Here is an 18530-nt window from a genome sequence, read left to right as displayed (position 1 = left end):
ATAGAGAATATCAATATCGACCTTCCTGTACTCTTTTTTTACAAATAATTATACTGAGCATACAGAATAACAGGATAATAAAACTTATATACGTAATTGCGCCTCCATACCGTGCTAGTTTATAGCCATTTTCAACACCATCAATAAACGCAAGATATTGTTTTTGCGGTAAGATTCGTACAAACCAATCTACTATCCCATTCTTGTCTTTTAAAGTAAAGAAGGACCCCGATAAAATAGTAGTAAAAACAATAATGGAAGAAGACAACATCATTGTATTGTCAGTAGTTTCTATCATCGTGCTCATAAATAACGCAAAGGATGTTGCAATCATAACAAGGATAGCCAATAAATAACTATATTCTAAATAACTGAATCCTATATCCACCTGAAACATTACCTTTTCAACTATTAAAATGAAAAAGGTTGGAACATATACGATAAGAAAGGTAAACAAATACTGCGCAAATAAATAACTACGAATACGTATAGGTGAAGATACAATACGTGTAAATATACGATTTTCCTTATCTTCTGTAAAAAAACTCATAAACATAATACTCTCTAATAATACAAACATACACAGATACCCTAAAATATTTGTACCTACCTTTCTAACCTCATTTTGATGAAACGAACCAATATTTTTTTGTTGAAATGCCCTCTCGACTTTTTCCTTGAAATCATGTTCTTTAATTGTCTTTACCTCTATTTGTCCGTTTTCTTTTGGAATCACTGCCGCATCATATTTTTTCATTACAAATTCAGACATACTGGGAAGTTCATTTGTATTTTTAATATGAAATCCTTCTACATGTATATCACTCTTGCCTTCTTGAGTTACATATGCAATATTCCCTTTCATTTCAAATTTGGACGTAAAGAAGATAGCAAGTGATATAGAAATAAACGTAAGAAGAATCGTTAACAGTATATAATTCTTTTTACTAATAGCTCGCCGGATATTATGACGAAAAACAATGAAAATCTCGTTCATACATAATCCTCCACCTTAAATAGAAATTTACAGCCAACTAACCCAAAACAAGTTAACAAAACTAACACACTGCCCGTTGTAAGGAAAAGGCTAAAATCTTGATCATATATGATCTTCATCACACATTCTATAACCCACTTTACCGGTGAAATATATGATATTGTCCGAACAGCATCCCCTAGTCCATCGAGGGAAAAGAATACTCCTCCCAAAATTGCAAAAGCGTTATTTAACAAACTTAATATTTTATTTGTTACTTCTTCACTTTTAAACATACAGCAAAATAATACACCGATAACCGCTGATAAAAAATTAAATAACAACACGATTATAATGACATAAGCAACATTCTTTCCTCCAAACGTTACATGTAAGCCTATATGAGCCACGTACATAACAAATAGATAGCAAACAGATGTAAAAGTAAATGTAGCTAATATTTTCGACAAATACAGGTAAGAAACACGAATTGGACTATACATAACTCGTAAATTACTATTTTTTAACCTTTTTTCCATAAAACTATTAGAAGCTGTCATAGATACATTCAAGATGCCATATATCAAAATCGTAACACCGTAATAATCATAAGAAGTAATTCCATTTTCCCCATAACTCCCATTACTTAAATAACCAAAAATCAATATAAATAAAATCGGAGAAATTGTATTCGTTAGTAAAAGGACTGGATTCGTAACAATATTAACTACATCGCGTTTATATAACACAAAGAAGCTCATTATTTTCACCTTCAATCTCTTAATTTTCTTCCCGTTAACTGTAAAAATACTGTTTCTAAACTTGCACTTTCACTCATAATATTTTTCACTTTCATCCCTTCATTTACAAGAAGTGTAATGATTTTATCCAAATTTTCCACACCTTTTAATACGACAACTTCTATTACTCCGTCTTTTACTGTTACTTCTTTCATCCCTTCAATTTTAAAAAACCGTTCTTCTACACCTGCTGTTATATGTTCACATTCTATGAAATAGCGTTTTTCATCTGCAATATGCTTCTTAAGTTCTTCTTTTGTTCCTTCTGCAATCATCTCACCTTGATCCATAATGATAATTCTCGTTGCTATTTCTTCTACTTCTTCCATATAGTGCGTTGTATAAATAATTGTAGATCCTTGTTCTCGTAATTGTTTGATCGACTGTAAAATATGATTTCGAGATTGCGGATCAATCCCAACTGTCGGTTCATCCATAATAATAACTTTTGGTTTATGTGCAATCGCACATGCTATATTAAGCCTTCTTTTCATTCCACCTGAAAAAGTTTTCGGTTTTTCATTTTTTTTATCAATCAGTCCAACAAACTGCAACGCTTCATCTACCGCTTGCTGCAATTGCGTTCCTTTCAGGCCATAAAGAGCAGCAAAAAATGCTACATTTTGTTCGGCTGATACATCTTCATAAATCGCTAAATCCTGCGGTACAATACCGAGGTTGCGCTTTACATATCGTGCATGTTTTTTTACATCTTTTCCTTCAAATAAAATGTCTCCCCCGTCGTACTGTAAAATGGTCGACAAAATATGAATCGTCGTACTTTTTCCAGCACCATTTGGGCCAAGAAAGCATAAAATTTCCCCTTCCCTCACATCAAATGAAATACCTTTTAACGCTCTATAATGTCCATAACATTTTTTTAACTCTTTCACTTCAATTAGCTTTTTCATATCACTCTCTCCTTTCCTCTTCATTGTATGGATTTTATAAACAAAAAAAATCAACCGAATGGTTGATTCATTCGGTTGATTTTTATCTCGCTATTCGTGTGCAGTAAGACCCCACTGATTAAAGTTTCACTTTATCCCGCATTAACGGGCAGTAATACTCCCACCTCAAAATTCGGCGAAAGCATTGTCCAGCTCTAGCGGCTAGAATCTCCGGTCGTTTCGCCCCCTCGGATGAGGCAAAAAGCGCCTCTCTGTCGGGTGCTCCAACGTCCTGCGATTCTGAGCGAGCCGCTTCCGCCTTTCTTAAGAAGTTAGGTGGGAGATAAACTGCCCGTAAAAGCCCGATTGGTTCAACTAATAATCAGTGGAGGATGAAGAAAACCCCCACTGATTAAAGTTTCACTTTATTTAACGCCTACTATATATGGTTGTATCAATCCCACGCTGGGTAAGCCAATGATATGTATCACCTTTAATAACAAGTGGCACTTGCCTAAGCTCAGTGATTGTTCTTACTCCAAGCGCCGTCATAATAAATTGTAAATCTGTATGTAATAATTCAATTTCTTCTATTAGTTTCTCTATACCTTCTTGCATCAATATTCGTAAAAAATGCCCTGCAAATGCAGCGGCTGACGCTCCTAATGCTAATGCTTTCGCTACATCAAGTGCTGTTTGAATACCACCTGATGCGATAATAGAGAGAGGTTTTTGTGTAGAGGATACTTCAATTAAAGAGGAAGCAGTTGAAATGCCCCACTCATTGAAATAGGAAAGCACTCGCTGTCTTCTTTCATTTTCAACCGCCGCAAAGTTTGTACCGCCATATCCACCAATATCTATAGTTGAAACCCCACTATTGGCTAAACCCTTCGCCGCCTCTTTACTCATCCCAAAACCAACTTCTTTTACTATAACAGGAACAGAAGAATGCTTGACAATTTGTTCAATTCTCTTTAATGCACCAGTAAAATCTCGGTCGCCTTCTGGCATTGTCAATTCTTGAATGACATTCAAATGAATTTGTAATGCATTTGCTTCAATCATATCAATAGCTCGCTTCGCTTGTTCTACTGTTGCTTCACTACCTAAGTTTGCAATAACAATTCCATTCGGATTCACTTTTCTCACGATTTTAAAAGACGCTGCTTCATTCGCGTCTTTTAACGCTGCCATTTGTGAACCGACAGCCATCGCAAGCTTATACTGCCGTGCAGCTTGTGCTAGTTGTGCATTTATATGTAGTGTGTGCTCTCCGCCACCACCAGTCATCGCATTGATAAAAATCGGCGAACTTAAAGCAAGTTCGCCGATTTCTGTTTGAAATGATATACTTTCATAACTTATATTCGGTAAGCTTTGATGAACAAAAGCAACGTCACAAAAGCCATGCGTACGAGACTGTCCAGTAGAAAGAGCATACTCAATGTGTTCTAATTTACGCTTTGCTCTTACCACACACATCCCTCATTATTTCTTTAAATTTTTTAGCTTCTCTCCAATAATATCGCCTAATTGGAATGTTGCAGAATCAGAAGTTGGTTCATATTTACTATAATCTTCTGTTACATTATTTTCTTCAAGCGCTTCTTTTATACTTAAAGAAATACGTTTTTCTTCTGAATGAACTTCTAATACTTTTACTTTCACTTCTTGTCCGATTGTTAATACTTCATTCGGATTTTTCACATGACGGTTTGCAATTTGCGAAACGTGAACAAGTCCTTCTACACCTGGAAAAATCTCAACGAACGCTCCAAAAGTAACGAGGCGTTTTACTTTCCCTTCTAATAGATCGCCTACTTTTACTTGATTTGAAACATTCGACCATGGACCTGGCTGCACCGCTTTCATAGATAAAGAAATACGCTGCGTATCAGCATCAACAGATAACACTTTTACTTTTACAGTTTGTCCCTCTGTTAATACATCAGATGGTTGTTCTACACGATCATGAGAAATTTGAGAAATATGAACTAAACCATCCACACCCCCAACATTTACAAATGCTCCGAAGTCAGTTAAACGTTGAACTGTTCCCTCTACAACATCGCCTGCTTGTAAAGAAGAAACTGCTTCTTTTTTCTTCTTGTCTAGCTCTTGCTCTACAACTGCCTTATGAGAAAGAATAACTCGATTTTTCTCGCGGTCTAATTCTACAATTTTTACTGCCAATGTTTTTCCTTTATAATCAGTAAAATCTTCTACATAATGCATCTCTACAAGTGAAGCCGGAATAAAGCCACGTACACCAAGGTCAACAACTAGACCTCCGTTAACGATATCTTTAATTGTTACATCAAATACTTCACCCGATGTAAATTGTCCTTGCAATACTTCCCATGCTTTTTCTGCATCTACTGCACGTTTAGACAACACTAAATCATCATCTTCTAATTTAATTACTTTCAATTCAAGAGTTTGTTCTACTTCTACAACATCGCTTGCTTTTTCAATATGAACATTCGCCAATTCACTAATTGGAATGACACCGTCAGTTTTGTACCCAACATTTACAAATACTTGCTTTTCCTCAACTTTTGTTACTGTACCTGTAACAATATCACCTACTTGTAATGCCTTCGTGTTTACAACTTCTTCATTCATTTTTTCTACCATGGAAATACCTCCCTACTGAAATGGCAAAGCATCTTTATGTATATACGAAATGAAAACAGTGGTTTCCATTTGCATGTATGTAAAATATTTAGAAAATACCCTCTTTTACTAACTTCTAACAAATTGATGAATTTGTCAAGGAAATTATCTTCTTATTAACAGACAGAAACAAAAATAAAGGAAGAGGCTACCCCCTTCCTTTATTTTGCGAATGCTGCCGATACAATATCCATAATCTTTTGAACTACCTCTTCAATAGATAAAGACGTTGTATCTAATTCAATTGCATCCTCAGCTTTCTTTAATGGAGACACTTCACGTTCAGAATCTAATTTATCACGGCGCGCAATTTCTTCTTTTAGTTGTTCTAAGTTAGAAGGAAATCCTTTTTGTGTGTTTTCTAAATGTCTTCTTTCCGCTCGTTCTTCAACAGAAGCTAGCATAAAAATTTTCACTTCCGCATTCGGCAATACATGCGTTCCAATATCACGACCATCCATAACAACGCCGCCTTTTTCTGCTAAAGCTTGCTGACGACGTACCATTTCTTCACGTACAAGGCGATGTCTTGCCACAATTGATACGCGATTCGTTACTTCCGGTGTGCGAATCACTTCTGATACATCTTTTCCGTTTAAAAAGACAAGCTGTGCATTTTCTCCATGCTGAAATGAAATGTCTATATCCCTAATTATCCCCATTAATTTTTCTTCATTTTCAATATCAATACCTTGGTCTAATGCCGCATATGTTATAGTACGATACATTGCACCCGTATCAATATAAACATAAGACAATTTTTTAGCAACAATTTTAGCAACCGTACTTTTCCCTGCAGCTGCCGGGCCATCAATTGCAATTGAAATTCGTTTCTCCATTGTAACACCCCATTTTTCACTTATAAAAACAGAAGGAAAAGCAGGTATTCCCTGCTTCTCTCATCATTGTTTCATTTCACATTAACAGGAAGTAAAAATCCGATTGGTTCCATTAACGATTAGCTTTTCCCCACTAATAACCGTTTCACTTTACCCCGTTTCAAGTCCTCAACTATTGTAGCACACTCTTTCTTAGAAGCAAATGAAAAAACTACTGGTTTACCTCTAAAATATTTGTTATAACCCCTTTTGTGACTCCCTCATAATAGACAACTTTTGATATATATTTCGCAATATATTCTTGTGTTAACAGCAATTGAACAATACATAAGCAAAGACATTGTCCAATAAGTAACCGAATTAAAAATTTCTCTATTGTTTTCAACAACTTACATCTCCTTTTCCTGTAACTACTCAGTCAGTCTATGAAAAAAGGCTGAAAAGCATTTTTTTAGGTGGGCGAGAGGGACTGGCTATGTATCTTTTTGTATCACGCGCAAAGTTTAAAACAAAGAGAGGTAACAAGGGGCAGGTCCATTAGTATCTTCATGGCAGTGATCTAAATGTAAGGCCGAGTAAGTTACCTTTTCCTTATCATTCCACTCTAGCGGACAAATGTTGACAAGCAGTAAGTCCTCTACTTAGGGAAATATCTCTTTATTTTCATTGTGACGATTACTTAGATGTTTTATACTTTTCCATTGTCGAATCCAGTCAAGTCATGTTATGTTTTTAATGTATTTGCATTGATTGGAGAGGGGTAAAGGCATTGAAAAAAATTCTTGTTTTACACACAGGTGGCACAATTGCGATGGAGGAAGATAAAGAAACTGGAGTTGTTCAACCAGGCGCAAAAAATCCACTTTTAAAATTCATTCCAAATTTAGAAGAAGATATCGATTTAATTGTTGAAGATGTCTTTCATCTTCCATCTCCTCACATGACACCAAATGAAATGCTACAATTGCAAGTCATGATTGATGAGAAAGTTAAGAATGATAACGTGCAAGGGGTTGTCATTACACACGGAACAGATACACTGGAAGAAACAGCTTATTTTCTTGACTTAACTGTACAAGCCAATGTTCCAATTATTGTTACAGGAGCAATGCGCTCAAGTAATGAGTTAGGGGCGGATGGTTTATATAACTTTTTGTCAGCAGTAAAAGTTGCGAGTAGTGAAGAGGCAAAAGGAAAAGGCGTTCTTGTCGTATTAAACGATGAGATTCACTGTGCAACGAATGTGACAAAAACACATACAAGTAACGTAGCAACATTCCAAAGTCCACAATATGGCCCAATTGGAATGGTAACAAAGCGCGGTGTTGTCTTCCATCACGCATTAGTGCATCATGAAAAATATGCCGTCGCACAAATTACAAAAAATGTTGTCATATTAAAAGCATACGCTGGTATGGATGAAACATTATTGGCTGCAATTGAGCAATTGCCGGTTGATGGAATCATTATCGAAGCACTCGGACAAGGAAATTTACCACCACGTACACTTCCTGCTCTTCAGCGTTTGATAGATAACGATATTCCCGTTGTTCTTGTTTCTCGTTGTTTTAACGGAATTGTCCAAGATGTATATTCTTACGAGGGCGGCGGCAAACAATTGAAAAATATGGGCGTTACCTTCACATATGGTTTAAATGCTCAAAAGGCTCGTATTAAGCTGCTTGTTGCACTAGAATCAACAAAAGAGCAAACAGAAATTCAAGCTATGTTTAGACATTAAAATTTAATTGTAACCAAAATACCTCAGTCTAATTCTTAAATCTACGAATTAGACCGAGGTATTTTTCATTTGTCACCATTCTATTTTTAATTTTTCTGTTCTCGAGCTGCAATGATTTTCGCAATTGCATCTCCATGAAATCGACCATTTTCTATAAAAATTTCATTTGCGTTATTACCAGCTGCAATTACACCTGCAATAAAAATCCCATTCACATTTGTTTCCATCGTTTCTTCTTTATACAGCGGTCTTCCTGTTTCAGAGTCAATTTCTACACCCATTTTTGTTAAAAAACTATGATCTGGATGATAACCTGTCATCGCAAAGACAAAATCATTTGAAACCGTATATTCTTCGGTTCCCACTGTGTATGTGACTGTATGTTCTGTAATTTTTTTTACATGTGCACCAAATTCCATTTTTATCGTTCCTTGTCGAACTAACGCTTCAAATTCTGGTAAAATCCACGGTTTAATACTTGGAGAATATACTTGACCACGATATAAAACTGTCACACGCGCTCCGCATTTTACAAGCTCTAACGCCGCGTCTACACTTGAATTCTTTCCTCCTATGACGATAACATCCCGATTAAAATAAGGGTGTCCTTCTTTAAAATAATGCGCTACTTTTTCTAACTCTTCTCCAGGAACATTCATATAATTAGGATTGTCATAATATCCAGTTGCGATAATAACATATTTTGCATTGTACTTTTCTCGCTCGCCGTCACTCTTTAACGTTTGAACAAGGAAAGTATCTTCTTCTTTCCGCACTTCTTCTACTCGTTCAAACGCGTTCACACGTACATGTTCCCGTTTCACTACTTCCCGATAATATGCTAATGCTTGATTCCGAACAGGCTTACGGTTTTCTGTAATAAAGGCTACTCCACCAATTTCTAGTTTTTCACTAGAGGAAAAAAACGTTTGGTGTGTTGGATAATTATAGATTGCATTAACAATATTCCCTTTTTCAATCACAAGTGGATTAATTCCAACATTTTGCATCGCAATCGCTGCCGCTAATCCGCACGGTCCGCCGCCGATGATAATTGCTGTTTCCTTTTGCATGTAAGGCTCAACTCCTAGTCTTCTACTCTCTCTATCCAAATAAACAAGAAAAAACCTACTTTCAGCAGTAGGCACCTATCTTTATTGTATTCATTTTTCATATATTTGTCATCTATACGATACGTACATGCGATAGACGTCCGCTAAAAACTGTTTAAAAGGTATACCTTGAATATGTAATACATGTTCCGGATCAATCTTACGAGTAGGATCAAGCTTTTTATGTGAAACAATATCTGCCCTTGGATTCAGCCCAAAATTATGACACAAATAGGCATGATACCAAGTAAAACGTGTATATGCATTCCAAAAATTTATATTCCCACCGTAACAAAGTTCAACACCAATCGCTGCGCTATTAGCGTTATAACCATATATATCATTATCTGTTGGAACGTTGTATCGAACATGATAGGCTACTTCATTGATTGGAATAATCTCGAGTATGGTTTTATCATCAATAAATGTATGAGCTGAAGCCTTCGGTTGCACTTCATTAAAATAGTCTCGATTTCCAATCGCATTACTACCTGGATTCCCAGTGTCATGACTGACAATAAAACGAACTTTTGAAAGTGGAAGGCCAGACCTTGAGCTTCCATGTTTAATGTAATTTCGCTGTATAGGAAACTTCGCCATTCACATCATCTCCGCTCTTATAGAATAATCTTCCTAATCTTATATGTATTCAGATGATGTGTCCCTATCGCAAACAATATTATGAAAACAGAAAATCCATTATATTCGAAACAAACGCCATAAACAATAGCACACTTACTGCGACCGTATAAAAGCCATAAAACCAAATTTCATCTTGCTTCGTTTCTAAACCAAAAAAACGATTCACTGTACGCAAGAAGGAAGACCCTTTCACGTTCTTCTTACGTAAATTTTCAACTCGCTCTATTACATGTGTTGGCATCATAAAACGTTGTTCTGCAGTCGTTTTCATTAAAATCTCTCCTTTATAATGAGTGAATGCTTTCCATCAATGATTTCCGTTTTTCTATCTAAGGAGAGTATAGCACAAACGTTCCGTTAGAACAAGTGTTCTTTTTGTTTTTTTACAAATTCATGTAACTCATAAGTAATACAACTAATGCGCATACACCTGTAATGAGTGGACCGATAACAAATATTCCGAACAATAGAGAAGCAAGTGCTTCTCCTATTAGCTGAATAGGCGGTATTTTTCTCGTTTGTTTTTCCTCTAACTTCTTTTCTAAATTCATAATCCGTTGTTCTAATTCAAGCACTCGTTCCATTAGATCTATTTGCATTTTTCTCCCCCTTTCCCCCATCACTTTTCTATATTGGTTCAACTAACCATCAGTAGAAAAACGAATGGAAATTTCACTTGATCTTGCAATCTAATTACGACAAAAAACCGCAACTTCCTTTAAGGAAATTGCGGTTTTCATGATCAATAATCGGTTTATACCCAGCCTCTGAAGCGACTTGCTTCTGCCATTTTACGAACACCAACCATATAAGCTGCTAAACGCATATCCACTTTACGAATTTGCGATGTTTCGTAAATAGAATCAAACGAGCTCACCATTACTTTTTCTAAACGAGCCTCTACTTCTTCTTCTGTCCAATAGTAACCTTGGTTGTTTTGTACCCACTCAAAGTAAGAAACTGTTACGCCGCCAGCACTTGCTAATACGTCTGGAACAAGTAAAATGCCACGCTCTGTTAAAATTCTCGTTGCTTCTAATGTTGTAGGGCCATTTGCTGCTTCTACAACAATTTTCGCTTTAATATTTGCTGCATTTTCTTCTGTAATTTGATTTTCAATGGCAGCTGGTACTAAAATATCACAATCTAACTCTAATAATTCTTTATTTGAAATTGTATTATTGAACAATTTCGTTACTGTGCCGAAGCTATCACGACGGTCTAATAAATAATCAATATCTAAACCATTTGGATCATGAAGTGCACCGTAAGCATCCGAAATCGCAATTACCTTCGCTCCTGCATCGTGCATAAACTTCGCTAAGAAGCTACCTGCATTTCCGAATCCTTGTACAACAACACGTGCACCTTTAATATCGATATTACGCTTTTTCGCTGCTTCACGAATACAAATTGTTACACCTTTTGCAGTCGCTGTTTCACGACCATGAGACCCACCTAATACAAGTGGCTTCCCTGTAATAAATCCAGGTGAATTAAATTCGTCAATGCGGCTATATTCATCCATCATCCATGCCATAATCTGTGAATTTGTAAATACGTCTGGAGCTGGAATATCTTTTGTTGGCCCTACGATTTGACTAATTGCTCTTACATAGCCACGGCTTAATCTTTCTAACTCACGGAAAGACATTTCACGCGGGTCACAAACGATACCACCTTTACCCCCACCGTATGGTAAGTCAACAATACCACATTTTAAGCTCATCCAAATCGAAAGTGCTTTTACTTCATTTTCCGTTACATTTGGATGGAAGCGAATACCACCTTTTGTCGGGCCAACAGCATCATTATGCTGAGCACGATATCCTGTAAATATTTTAACAGTCCCATCATCCATACGAACTGGAATCTTCACTGTCATCATACGAATCGGTTCTTTAAGTAATTCATATACTTCGTTTGGATAACCCAATTTTTCTAAGGCTTCTTTAATAACAATTTGCGTCGAATTCAACAGTTCAAAATGTTGTTCTCTTTGTTGTGTTTGTGCTTGAGCTCCCTTTTCGGCTACCATAGTAAGTAAACCCCCTGTAATTTCACTTGTTTAGTAAACCTTCATTGCTTAGTATACACTCTTAAAATAGGAATGCAAGAGAAAACGCTAACAAATATATGCAAACCTTTTTTATCTTTGCAAACGTTTTCAATATCATTATAGTATTTTTGTTGTTTTTAGAAAAGCGAAATGATTAAAAAGTTAACATTTTTTATATAATATAATGTTTAAATACTTTATATAAAGAAAAACCTCAACTATATCACTTAGCTGAGGTTTTCTTTTGTGATAAAGTATTTGTGGATTTGTTTAATTGCGTCATTTGCCATCAGTTCTTTTCCATATTCCATCATTCGATAAATTGTAATTGTGGAGGAGCTGCCAAATTCCGCTAAAATAGCAATCATATCTTCTTTCAATAACGTAGCCGTTTCCTCTTCTAGCCATAAATAAAAACGATCTTGCCATCCATAAAGCTTTCCACCTGTTATTCCAAGGCTATATAAACGACCAGCTAATGCAATTATATCGTCTAATGAAGTAAATTCGTATAATATATGCTCACTCTCATCAAGAGTAACCTGCATTTCAATAAATTCATCTTGAAATTCTTCTTCCGTATCTAACTCTTGATTTTCTTTTGTAACAATAACAACCATACCTTGCGCTTGCAATGAAAACACTTCTACTGCAATTGGACCATCAGCTTCAAAGCCGAGCTCTTTATTTGCTTCTTGCATCATATCTCGGAACAGTTGTTGTACTTTAGGAGCATTTTTCCATAAATCTTCCTTCGTAAGTCCACGTTCTGACAAATCATCGAACGTTAGAAAGATTTTTATTTTATTATAATTTAAACGTTCCAGCCTCATCCCGTAACCTCCTTACGCAACCGTTGCATCTAATTTTTATTATATGAAACAGAAAATAGATGGTTCTTTCCGAACAACTATTCTGACATTTTTAACCATTCGTCCCACTCTTCTGTCGTATCCCCAACAAACAAATTACAAATCTCTTCTTTTTCTTCATTAGAAGCAAACCTAAAAGCAAAACCACTAAGTCCGATAGAAAGATTCTTATATTGCTCATGTAATCTCTTTGCAAGTTGAACACTTGCCATTATGTTTTCTTGCATTGTACAAGAAATAAATAAAAATTTAGGATTTACTCGTGTGATTACATCATGAATGCTGCCTTCTTCTATGCTTGTCCCAATATAGATTGTTGGATAACCTTTTCGGCGTAAATATGTTGTGAAAATTAACAATTCGAGTTCATGTAATTCTCCTGGAACACATATAGAAAGCACCTTTGATGTTCCTGTATTGGCGGGTATACTATAGTAAATCGCTCCCATACGTGATCGTAAAAGAGAAATTGCATATTGCTCCTCTGCGCTTGTTATTTTTTCATTCAAGCGTTTCTCTCTTAGCTTGACCAGCAATTTTATGAACACATCTGTAATCACTTTATCTATAGAAAAAATACTAAACGCTTTATCCAATAATTCAAGAGCTTGTATTTCATCAAATTTTAACAAAGAATACAAGATATCGTCTACTAAAAGTTCTACTTTATTATATTCTTTTTCTAATAAATTGTGATTTTGTAATTGATTATTTTCTAATAAACTAACTGCTTGTCCAATGGTAAATCCTTGGTTCAGTTTGTTAATAAGCCATTTAAAAATTTGAACATGTTCTTCCGTGTATAAACGATGTCCAGCATCATTACGTTTCGGTGTAATGATTTGATATCGTCTTTCCCAAGCTCGCAATGTTCCTGGATGTATACCGAGCATATTTGAAATTGCTTTAATATTATATTTACCAGTTGAATTTGGCATATATCTTCCCACCTTAAAAAACAACGTCAATCTTTTCTTCGTAATGTAATCAAATGCGTTTGTGCAGGAGCGCGAAACCGCAATGGTACAAATGTTGTTCCATAACCATTACTTACAAACAGAGTCGTATGTGGATATTCATAAATTCCGCCTTTCAAAAAACGTGTAGCATGAAACAACCTAATTTGTCCACCATGCGTATGACCACTTAATATACAGGAGATGCGCTCGGTTCCATTTAATTTATATAAAATATCAGGATTATGACTCACAAGGATGCGAAAACCCTCTTCTTTGCAATCTGCTAATGCTAAATCTAATCGATCACGCTTCAAACCTACATCATCAACACCTAATAACCATATTTTTTCTCCAAGCTCTGATTCAAATAAAGTCCCTGTATTGTCTAAAATTTTCACGCCATTTTGAAGAAGTAACGCGTCTAATTCGTGAAAATCAATTTCATAATCATTATTTCCCCAAACAAAATATACTTGCCCAATTTCATTTAACCGTTTAAGATTACTAGCTACTTGTGATAGAGGTACTCCTCGTTCCGCTAGATCCCCACCTATAATAACAAGATCTGCTTTCCCTTTCACTTGCTGTATTAAAGATCGAGAAACCTTTCTTTTGTGAATATCTGAAATAAAAAAAATTCGAACTTCTCCAAAACTAATTGGAAAATTCGCAAATGATATAGTGCGCTTTAACAAAGTATCACGTATCGCTTCTCTATACATCAAAATAAAACAAACAATTACAATACATAAAATGAAACTACCTAACACTGCCCATGTCATACACTTTCCCCATCTTTCTTCTTAACAGAATCTAATCACATCATAACACATCTTGAAGAAAAACCTTCTACAATCAGTAGAAGGTTTTTCTTCATCAGGTTATTTGGATGCAGTAAGACCTACATCAAATTTACAAAAAGAGGGATCACTTCCTGTAAAAGTAAGATTGATGCAAACTAGCAGTTATCCCCCACCCATCATAATCTTTAGATAGAGGGCTTACCGTCAGCGAATAGCAGAATAAAGTGAAACTTTAATCAGTGGGGGTTTTCTTCATCCCCCACTGATTATTAGTTGAACCAATCGGGCTTTTACGGGCAGTTTATCTCCCGCCTAACTTCTTTGCTTCCGCTGAATTTTGAGGCGGGAGTATTACTGCCCGTTAATGCGGGATAAAAATTTCTCTTTATTTTTTCTGTTCTGATCCTGTCTTCTTCGGAATTTTCAACACCTGTCCCGGTTCTAATTCTTCTGCTACCTCATTATATTTCTTTATAATCGCTACTCCATCTTCGTTCGGAAAATATTTCTTTGCAACCTCTTCCAAGGTTTCTCCTTCTTTCACTGTATGAAACTGAAATGTCTCTTTTGATTCATGATTTGTTTTCTTTTTTGAATCAAAAAAAATAACTTCAAATGCACTTTGTTTAGAATTAGCAGCAGATTCCTTGTTTTTTTCCACAATGTAACGCTCTGTACACCATAAAACTCCAACAGGAAGAAGGATAAATAATACTGTTAAAATCCGAACAAAAAAGTGCTTTATTTTAAATTTTGATTTTTTCTTTTGTTTGTCTTTATGAACTTCACTACGTGGCGGTAAACCTTCTTCTGTTTGCGTTGACTCTTTCATATTCTCTTCAAATTCTGTTGTCTGCCCCGTCGCCATCTCGGTCACCACCATCTTTCATTTGATTTCTTAATTGTAATCCCATTATGAAATCGACTAAAAAATGCGCAAAAATTGTAATTAGTAAATTTCCTGTATATTGAAACACATAACCAAATACAATACTAATCAGCAATACAAAACAAAACAAAAATGGCTTAGTAATATAGCGAATATGTAAAACCGCAAATACCACACTCGCAAAAATTAGACCAAAATACGTTTGTATCACACCACGAAATAGAAATTCCTCTGCTGCTCCTATTAAAAGAGTAACAGCCAACACATGAATAACGGACATTCCTTGAAACATACGATCATTTATCCCACCGTCATCAAACCATGATTCAGGAAACAGATGCATCGCAATATAATCCAATAGAACGATAATACAAGCTACTCCGCCACCTATAAGAAAAACGGATGAAAAATCCCAATTCCACAAAGATAGAAATGTATCCATGCTTGGAAAGAATATATACGCTAATAGTATTCCCATACATATAACGATTGCTTGTGTAATATATAAATTCAGTCGGATTTCTTTCGGGCTCATGTCTTCAATACTTTTCTTGCGTATATCCATCATTCCTTCCCTCTAAATCCGAAGAGCAATTGTAACTCTGTTTCCCAATTATAGTCGAAAACAGGTTGTCTCGCCTGCTTTTTTTTATAGTCTTCCATATGAATCCCACAATAATTACAACAATTTTCCGGCTGTATTTCCTTTACATATCCAAATCGAGAAAGAATTGCTTCTCTTTTACAATCTGTTCGCCATAGCCATTCTTTCATCATTTCTAATTGACCGTATTTATTATAAAGTCGGGTTCTCACTTCTGTAATTAATTTCTGCTCAGCCTCATCTGACAAGAATTCAATCATCAATTGCCTATGTTGTATAATTTTCATCTTTTCAAAATGATATCGAATAAATCTCCAGTATTGTTCATTTAACCCCGCTGCATTATAGCAGATTTCTTCTACCTCTTCTAACGATAACACTTTCGTTTGTGACGTTGTTTCTCGCAATAATGAAAACAAAAAACGAAGTTGTTGTTCATTTGGTAATTCTTCTTCAATGATAGAAAGGGGCAAATCATGATCAAGTGGGCTACATAACAAAATAGCAATGCTTGGTTCTCCATCACGGCCTGCTCGCCCAATTTCTTGTAAATAAGATTCTATATTTATTGGATAATGGAAATGAATGATATACCGTGTATTTTGCTTATTTACTCCCATGCCAAATGCACTTGTACACACAACAAGTTGAAGTTGATCATTCATAAATTGTTGCTGAATTAACATTCGCTCTTCATGTTCCATTCCCCCGTGATAATGTGCAACATCATCAATACCTTCATCCCTTAAATACGCTGCAAGACGTTCCGTCCAAGCCCGGCTTGAGCAATAAATAACCCCAGGACCTTGTAAATATTTCACATGAGATAATAATGCTTCTTTTTTCTCTTGAACAGTTTGTACAAACTCGACTTTCATAGCAATATTAGGTCGATCAATCGAATATAAGTGCTGTTTTACATCTTTCAAATGTAAGCTTTCAATAATATCTTGTAATACTTCTTTCGTAGCTGTAGCTGTTAAAGCAAGAACCGGCGGGTAACCTATTGATGCAATCACTTGATCTAGCTTTTTATAATCTGTTCGAAAATCATATCCCCATTGAGAAATACAATGTGCTTCGTCCACAACAAATAAAGAGATATGAATTTTTCGTAGTTCTTTTAGCAACACATCTGATTGCAACATTTCAGGAGAAACAAATACAAATTTGTAGGAATGCAACCGCCGCATAGCTTCTTTTTTTTCTATCATTGTCCGAAAGCTATTAAAAGCAATAACTTGATTTTTCACTATATATTTTAATTGTGTAACTTGATCTTCCATTAATGACAATAACGGCGAAACAATCAGTACCGTTCCATCTTGCACAAGACCTGGCAGCTGATAACAAAGCGATTTCCCACCTCCAGTTGGCAGCATCGCTACAACAGAATTTCCCTTTAATAAATCTTCAATGACTCCCTCTTGCCCTGAACGAAATGTTCGGTATCCAAACCACTGATATAAACTATCTTCAAGTTTCATGTAATCCTCCTACTCGGGCTAATACAAGACGAATTTCAAAATAGGAAACATGCTCTCCAGCAGCTTGTTTTAATATTCGCAGCTTCCGCGTTTGTAACTTCTCAATCATTTTCTGTATTTGCTTCATTTTTTCTTTTTCTATAAATTGCTCTACTTGAAATTCTTTCTCACGTAATGCAATTTCTACAATATGATCCTCAATTGTTGCAACTTTTAATTTCCTGATCCTCGCAATTTCTTCCATAGTCCTTCCTTGTTTCCATAATTGATATGTTTTTTGTGTGGATATACTAAATAAATCTGCTTTTTCATTGGGATATGCAATAATTTGTGCTAACAATGGAAACTGTTGCTTATGATGTTGCACATGTTGAATGATGAAATGAATTGTTCCCCAAAATAAAAGATATACGCGAAGTGTATCTTGTTTCATCATATCTCCAAGCTGATTTGTTGTATAACCAATACGGTGATATCCCGTTAGACGATAGACAAAAATAGTTGCTTCTATAGAAGTCACATTCATTAATATGACATAGATTTCTTTATATAACTGCTTTGCTAAATGTCCTCTTGAAATAGAAGAACTCATAATAAATCGTTTTACCCATATCGTAATCTCTGTATCTTGTTGAATTGGAAGAAATTTCACACATTGCTGCTGTAAATTAGATACAGTTTGTACAATTAAAGATAATCTTTTCCAAAAACTATCTCCAAGTTCGCCATATTGCAGGCCATGTAAATGTTTCGGAAAATAAAATATTTTCTCCCATTCATTTATTTGTTTCTCTCCCGCTTCAGTTAAAATGTAAGTATTTTCATGCACACACGTAATAAGTTGTGCGTTTAATAATGTTTCAATCTGTTTATCATAATTATGACGTCTTAAAGATTTATATACACCAAATAAAAAGGAAAGGTGAAATATATTCCCATCTTGCAATGTTTGTGAAGAACGCTTTCCTTTTAAAAGGTGATAAATAGAAGAAACTGTTCGTTCACCTTCTAATTGTTTTAAACAGTATAGTACGGTATATTGTAGCTGCAATGCCGCTTCCACCCTTTCAGTCTACTTCTACTTCCATTGTAACAAAATGCATCTTATTTAGACATTTTAAAAACATCATGAATGACTAAAGAAATGAGTTGACCATCTTAATTGATAAGCATTATCA

20 protein-coding genes are annotated in these 18530 nt (G+C 35.4%); 1 reads left to right on the top strand and 19 read right to left on the bottom strand.

What is annotated here, in order from left to right:
- Positions 1–10: 10 nt before the first annotated feature.
- From MR076_RS02555 to MR076_RS02525, 7 genes are all read right to left on the bottom strand, one after another.
- Entirely contained in the window at positions 11–997 is a 987-nt protein-coding gene (locus MR076_RS02555; RefSeq protein ID WP_242217277.1) for an ABC transporter permease, read from the bottom strand.
- Positions 994–1737 carry an ABC transporter permease gene (locus MR076_RS02550; protein WP_242217275.1) on the bottom strand — a complete coding sequence of 248 codons (744 nt, stop codon included), beginning with the start codon at positions 1735–1737 and terminating at the stop codon, positions 994–996. The genes MR076_RS02555 and MR076_RS02550 overlap by 4 nt, the downstream gene beginning before the upstream one ends.
- An 11-nt stretch (positions 1738–1748) precedes the next feature.
- Entirely contained in the window at positions 1749–2687 is a 939-nt protein-coding gene (locus MR076_RS02545) for an ABC transporter ATP-binding protein (RefSeq protein WP_242217273.1), read from the bottom strand.
- 408 nt (positions 2688–3095) lie between these two features.
- Positions 3096–4145, bottom strand: a complete 1050-nt coding sequence (gene fni / locus MR076_RS02540) for a type 2 isopentenyl-diphosphate Delta-isomerase (RefSeq protein ID WP_242217271.1) — start codon at positions 4143–4145, stop codon at positions 3096–3098.
- Positions 4146–4157: 12 nt separating this feature from the next.
- Positions 4158–5306 carry a 30S ribosomal protein S1 gene (gene rpsA, locus MR076_RS02535; RefSeq protein WP_242217269.1) on the bottom strand — a complete coding sequence of 383 codons (1149 nt, stop codon included), beginning with the start codon at positions 5304–5306 and terminating at the stop codon, positions 4158–4160.
- Positions 5307–5506: 200 nt separating this feature from the next.
- The gene (gene cmk, locus MR076_RS02530) at positions 5507–6184 is read right to left on the bottom strand and encodes a (d)CMP kinase (RefSeq protein ID WP_242217267.1); all 678 of its coding nucleotides are present in this window, start codon (positions 6182–6184) and stop codon (positions 5507–5509) included.
- A 211-nt stretch (positions 6185–6395) separates the two neighbouring features.
- A complete protein-coding gene (locus MR076_RS02525; protein ID WP_242217567.1) occupies positions 6396–6569 on the bottom strand; it encodes a DUF5359 family protein in 174 nt (57 codons plus the stop codon).
- Between the two features lie 384 nt (positions 6570–6953).
- Here MR076_RS02525 and MR076_RS02520 point away from each other — a divergent pair, with 384 nt between their 5' ends.
- The gene (locus tag MR076_RS02520; protein WP_277928316.1) at positions 6954–7925 is read left to right on the top strand and encodes an asparaginase; all 972 of its coding nucleotides are present in this window, start codon (positions 6954–6956) and stop codon (positions 7923–7925) included.
- An 86-nt stretch (positions 7926–8011) separates the two neighbouring features.
- Here MR076_RS02520 and MR076_RS02515 read toward each other — a convergent pair whose 3' ends face one another.
- The 12 genes from MR076_RS02515 to MR076_RS02460 all read right to left on the bottom strand — a co-directional run bounded on the left by MR076_RS02515 (position 8012) and on the right by MR076_RS02460 (position 18403).
- Positions 8012–8998: a YpdA family putative bacillithiol disulfide reductase gene (locus MR076_RS02515; protein ID WP_242217265.1), complete on the bottom strand. Its 987-nt coding sequence runs from the start codon at positions 8996–8998 to the stop codon at positions 8012–8014.
- Positions 8999–9106: 108 nt separating this feature from the next.
- Complete coding sequence (locus MR076_RS02510; protein WP_242217263.1) at positions 9107–9637, bottom strand: peptidoglycan recognition protein family protein; 531 nt, start codon at positions 9635–9637, stop codon at positions 9107–9109.
- A 79-nt stretch (positions 9638–9716) separates the two neighbouring features.
- Positions 9717–9950, bottom strand: coding sequence for a DUF3961 domain-containing protein (locus MR076_RS02505; RefSeq protein ID WP_242217262.1), 234 nt, complete (start codon positions 9948–9950; stop codon positions 9717–9719).
- A gap of 112 nt (positions 9951–10062) precedes the next feature.
- Positions 10063–10278 (bottom strand): hypothetical protein, encoded by a 216-nt coding sequence (locus tag MR076_RS02500; RefSeq protein WP_242217260.1) that lies wholly within the window; start codon positions 10276–10278, stop codon positions 10063–10065.
- A gap of 155 nt (positions 10279–10433) precedes the next feature.
- Entirely contained in the window at positions 10434–11717 is a 1284-nt protein-coding gene (gene gudB, locus MR076_RS02495; RefSeq protein ID WP_242217257.1) for a Glu/Leu/Phe/Val family dehydrogenase, read from the bottom strand.
- Between the two features lie 248 nt (positions 11718–11965).
- Positions 11966–12571: a genetic competence negative regulator gene (locus MR076_RS02490; RefSeq protein WP_242217255.1), complete on the bottom strand. Its 606-nt coding sequence runs from the start codon at positions 12569–12571 to the stop codon at positions 11966–11968.
- Between the two features lie 77 nt (positions 12572–12648).
- Positions 12649–13548, bottom strand: coding sequence for a MerR family transcriptional regulator (locus tag MR076_RS02485; protein WP_242217252.1), 900 nt, complete (start codon positions 13546–13548; stop codon positions 12649–12651).
- Positions 13549–13574: 26 nt separating this feature from the next.
- Complete coding sequence (locus MR076_RS02480) at positions 13575–14351, bottom strand: metallophosphoesterase (protein WP_242217250.1); 777 nt, start codon at positions 14349–14351, stop codon at positions 13575–13577.
- A gap of 406 nt (positions 14352–14757) precedes the next feature.
- Positions 14758–15240 (bottom strand): LysM peptidoglycan-binding domain-containing protein, encoded by a 483-nt coding sequence (locus MR076_RS02475; protein ID WP_242217248.1) that lies wholly within the window; start codon positions 15238–15240, stop codon positions 14758–14760.
- Positions 15212–15826 carry a CPBP family intramembrane glutamic endopeptidase gene (locus MR076_RS02470; protein WP_242217563.1) on the bottom strand — a complete coding sequence of 205 codons (615 nt, stop codon included), beginning with the start codon at positions 15824–15826 and terminating at the stop codon, positions 15212–15214. Before MR076_RS02470 ends, MR076_RS02475 begins: the two co-directional genes overlap by 29 nt.
- Positions 15826–17352, bottom strand: a complete 1527-nt coding sequence (locus tag MR076_RS02465) for a RecQ family ATP-dependent DNA helicase (RefSeq protein ID WP_242217246.1) — start codon at positions 17350–17352, stop codon at positions 15826–15828. The genes MR076_RS02470 and MR076_RS02465 overlap by 1 nt, the downstream gene beginning before the upstream one ends.
- A complete protein-coding gene (locus tag MR076_RS02460; protein WP_242217244.1) occupies positions 17342–18403 on the bottom strand; it encodes a YpbB family protein in 1062 nt (353 codons plus the stop codon). The genes MR076_RS02465 and MR076_RS02460 overlap by 11 nt, the downstream gene beginning before the upstream one ends.
- Positions 18404–18530 lie beyond the last annotated feature (127 nt).

The sequence above is a fragment of the Bacillus cereus group sp. BfR-BA-01380 genome, from assembly GCF_022663535.1.
GTDB classification, from domain to species: Bacteria; Bacillota; Bacilli; order Bacillales; family Bacillaceae_G; genus Bacillus_A; species Bacillus_A cereus_BB.
Note: the sequence above shows the minus strand (reverse complement) of the source record. Positions and strands in the feature narration are given on the sequence as shown.

Excerpts from the sequence above, each read along its gene's own strand:
- MR076_RS02555 (WP_242217277.1), bottom strand. The coding sequence starts at position 997 with ATGAACGAGATTTTCATTGTTTTTCGTCATAATATCCGGCGAGCTATT.
- MR076_RS02550 (WP_242217275.1), bottom strand. The coding sequence starts at position 1,737 with ATGAGCTTCTTTGTGTTATATAAACGCGATGTAGTTAATATTGTTACG.
- MR076_RS02545 (WP_242217273.1), bottom strand. The coding sequence starts at position 2,687 with ATGAAAAAGCTAATTGAAGTGAAAGAGTTAAAAAAATGTTATGGACAT.
- rpsA (WP_242217269.1), bottom strand. The coding sequence starts at position 5,306 with ATGGTAGAAAAAATGAATGAAGAAGTTGTAAACACGAAGGCATTACAA.
- cmk (WP_242217267.1), bottom strand. The coding sequence starts at position 6,184 with ATGGAGAAACGAATTTCAATTGCAATTGATGGCCCGGCAGCTGCAGGG.
- MR076_RS02515 (WP_242217265.1), bottom strand. The coding sequence starts at position 8,998 with ATGCAAAAGGAAACAGCAATTATCATCGGCGGCGGACCGTGCGGATTA.
- MR076_RS02510 (WP_242217263.1), bottom strand. The coding sequence starts at position 9,637 with ATGGCGAAGTTTCCTATACAGCGAAATTACATTAAACATGGAAGCTCA.
- MR076_RS02505 (WP_242217262.1), bottom strand. The coding sequence starts at position 9,950 with ATGAAAACGACTGCAGAACAACGTTTTATGATGCCAACACATGTAATA.
- MR076_RS02500 (WP_242217260.1), bottom strand. The coding sequence starts at position 10,278 with ATGCAAATAGATCTAATGGAACGAGTGCTTGAATTAGAACAACGGATT.
- gudB (WP_242217257.1), bottom strand. The coding sequence starts at position 11,717 with ATGGTAGCCGAAAAGGGAGCTCAAGCACAAACACAACAAAGAGAACAA.
- MR076_RS02490 (WP_242217255.1), bottom strand. The coding sequence starts at position 12,571 with ATGAGGCTGGAACGTTTAAATTATAATAAAATAAAAATCTTTCTAACG.
- MR076_RS02485 (WP_242217252.1), bottom strand. The coding sequence starts at position 13,548 with ATGCCAAATTCAACTGGTAAATATAATATTAAAGCAATTTCAAATATG.
- MR076_RS02480 (WP_242217250.1), bottom strand. The coding sequence starts at position 14,351 with ATGACATGGGCAGTGTTAGGTAGTTTCATTTTATGTATTGTAATTGTT.
- MR076_RS02475 (WP_242217248.1), bottom strand. The coding sequence starts at position 15,240 with ATGGCGACGGGGCAGACAACAGAATTTGAAGAGAATATGAAAGAGTCA.
- MR076_RS02470 (WP_242217563.1), bottom strand. The coding sequence starts at position 15,826 with ATGGATATACGCAAGAAAAGTATTGAAGACATGAGCCCGAAAGAAATC.
- MR076_RS02465 (WP_242217246.1), bottom strand. The coding sequence starts at position 17,352 with ATGAAACTTGAAGATAGTTTATATCAGTGGTTTGGATACCGAACATTT.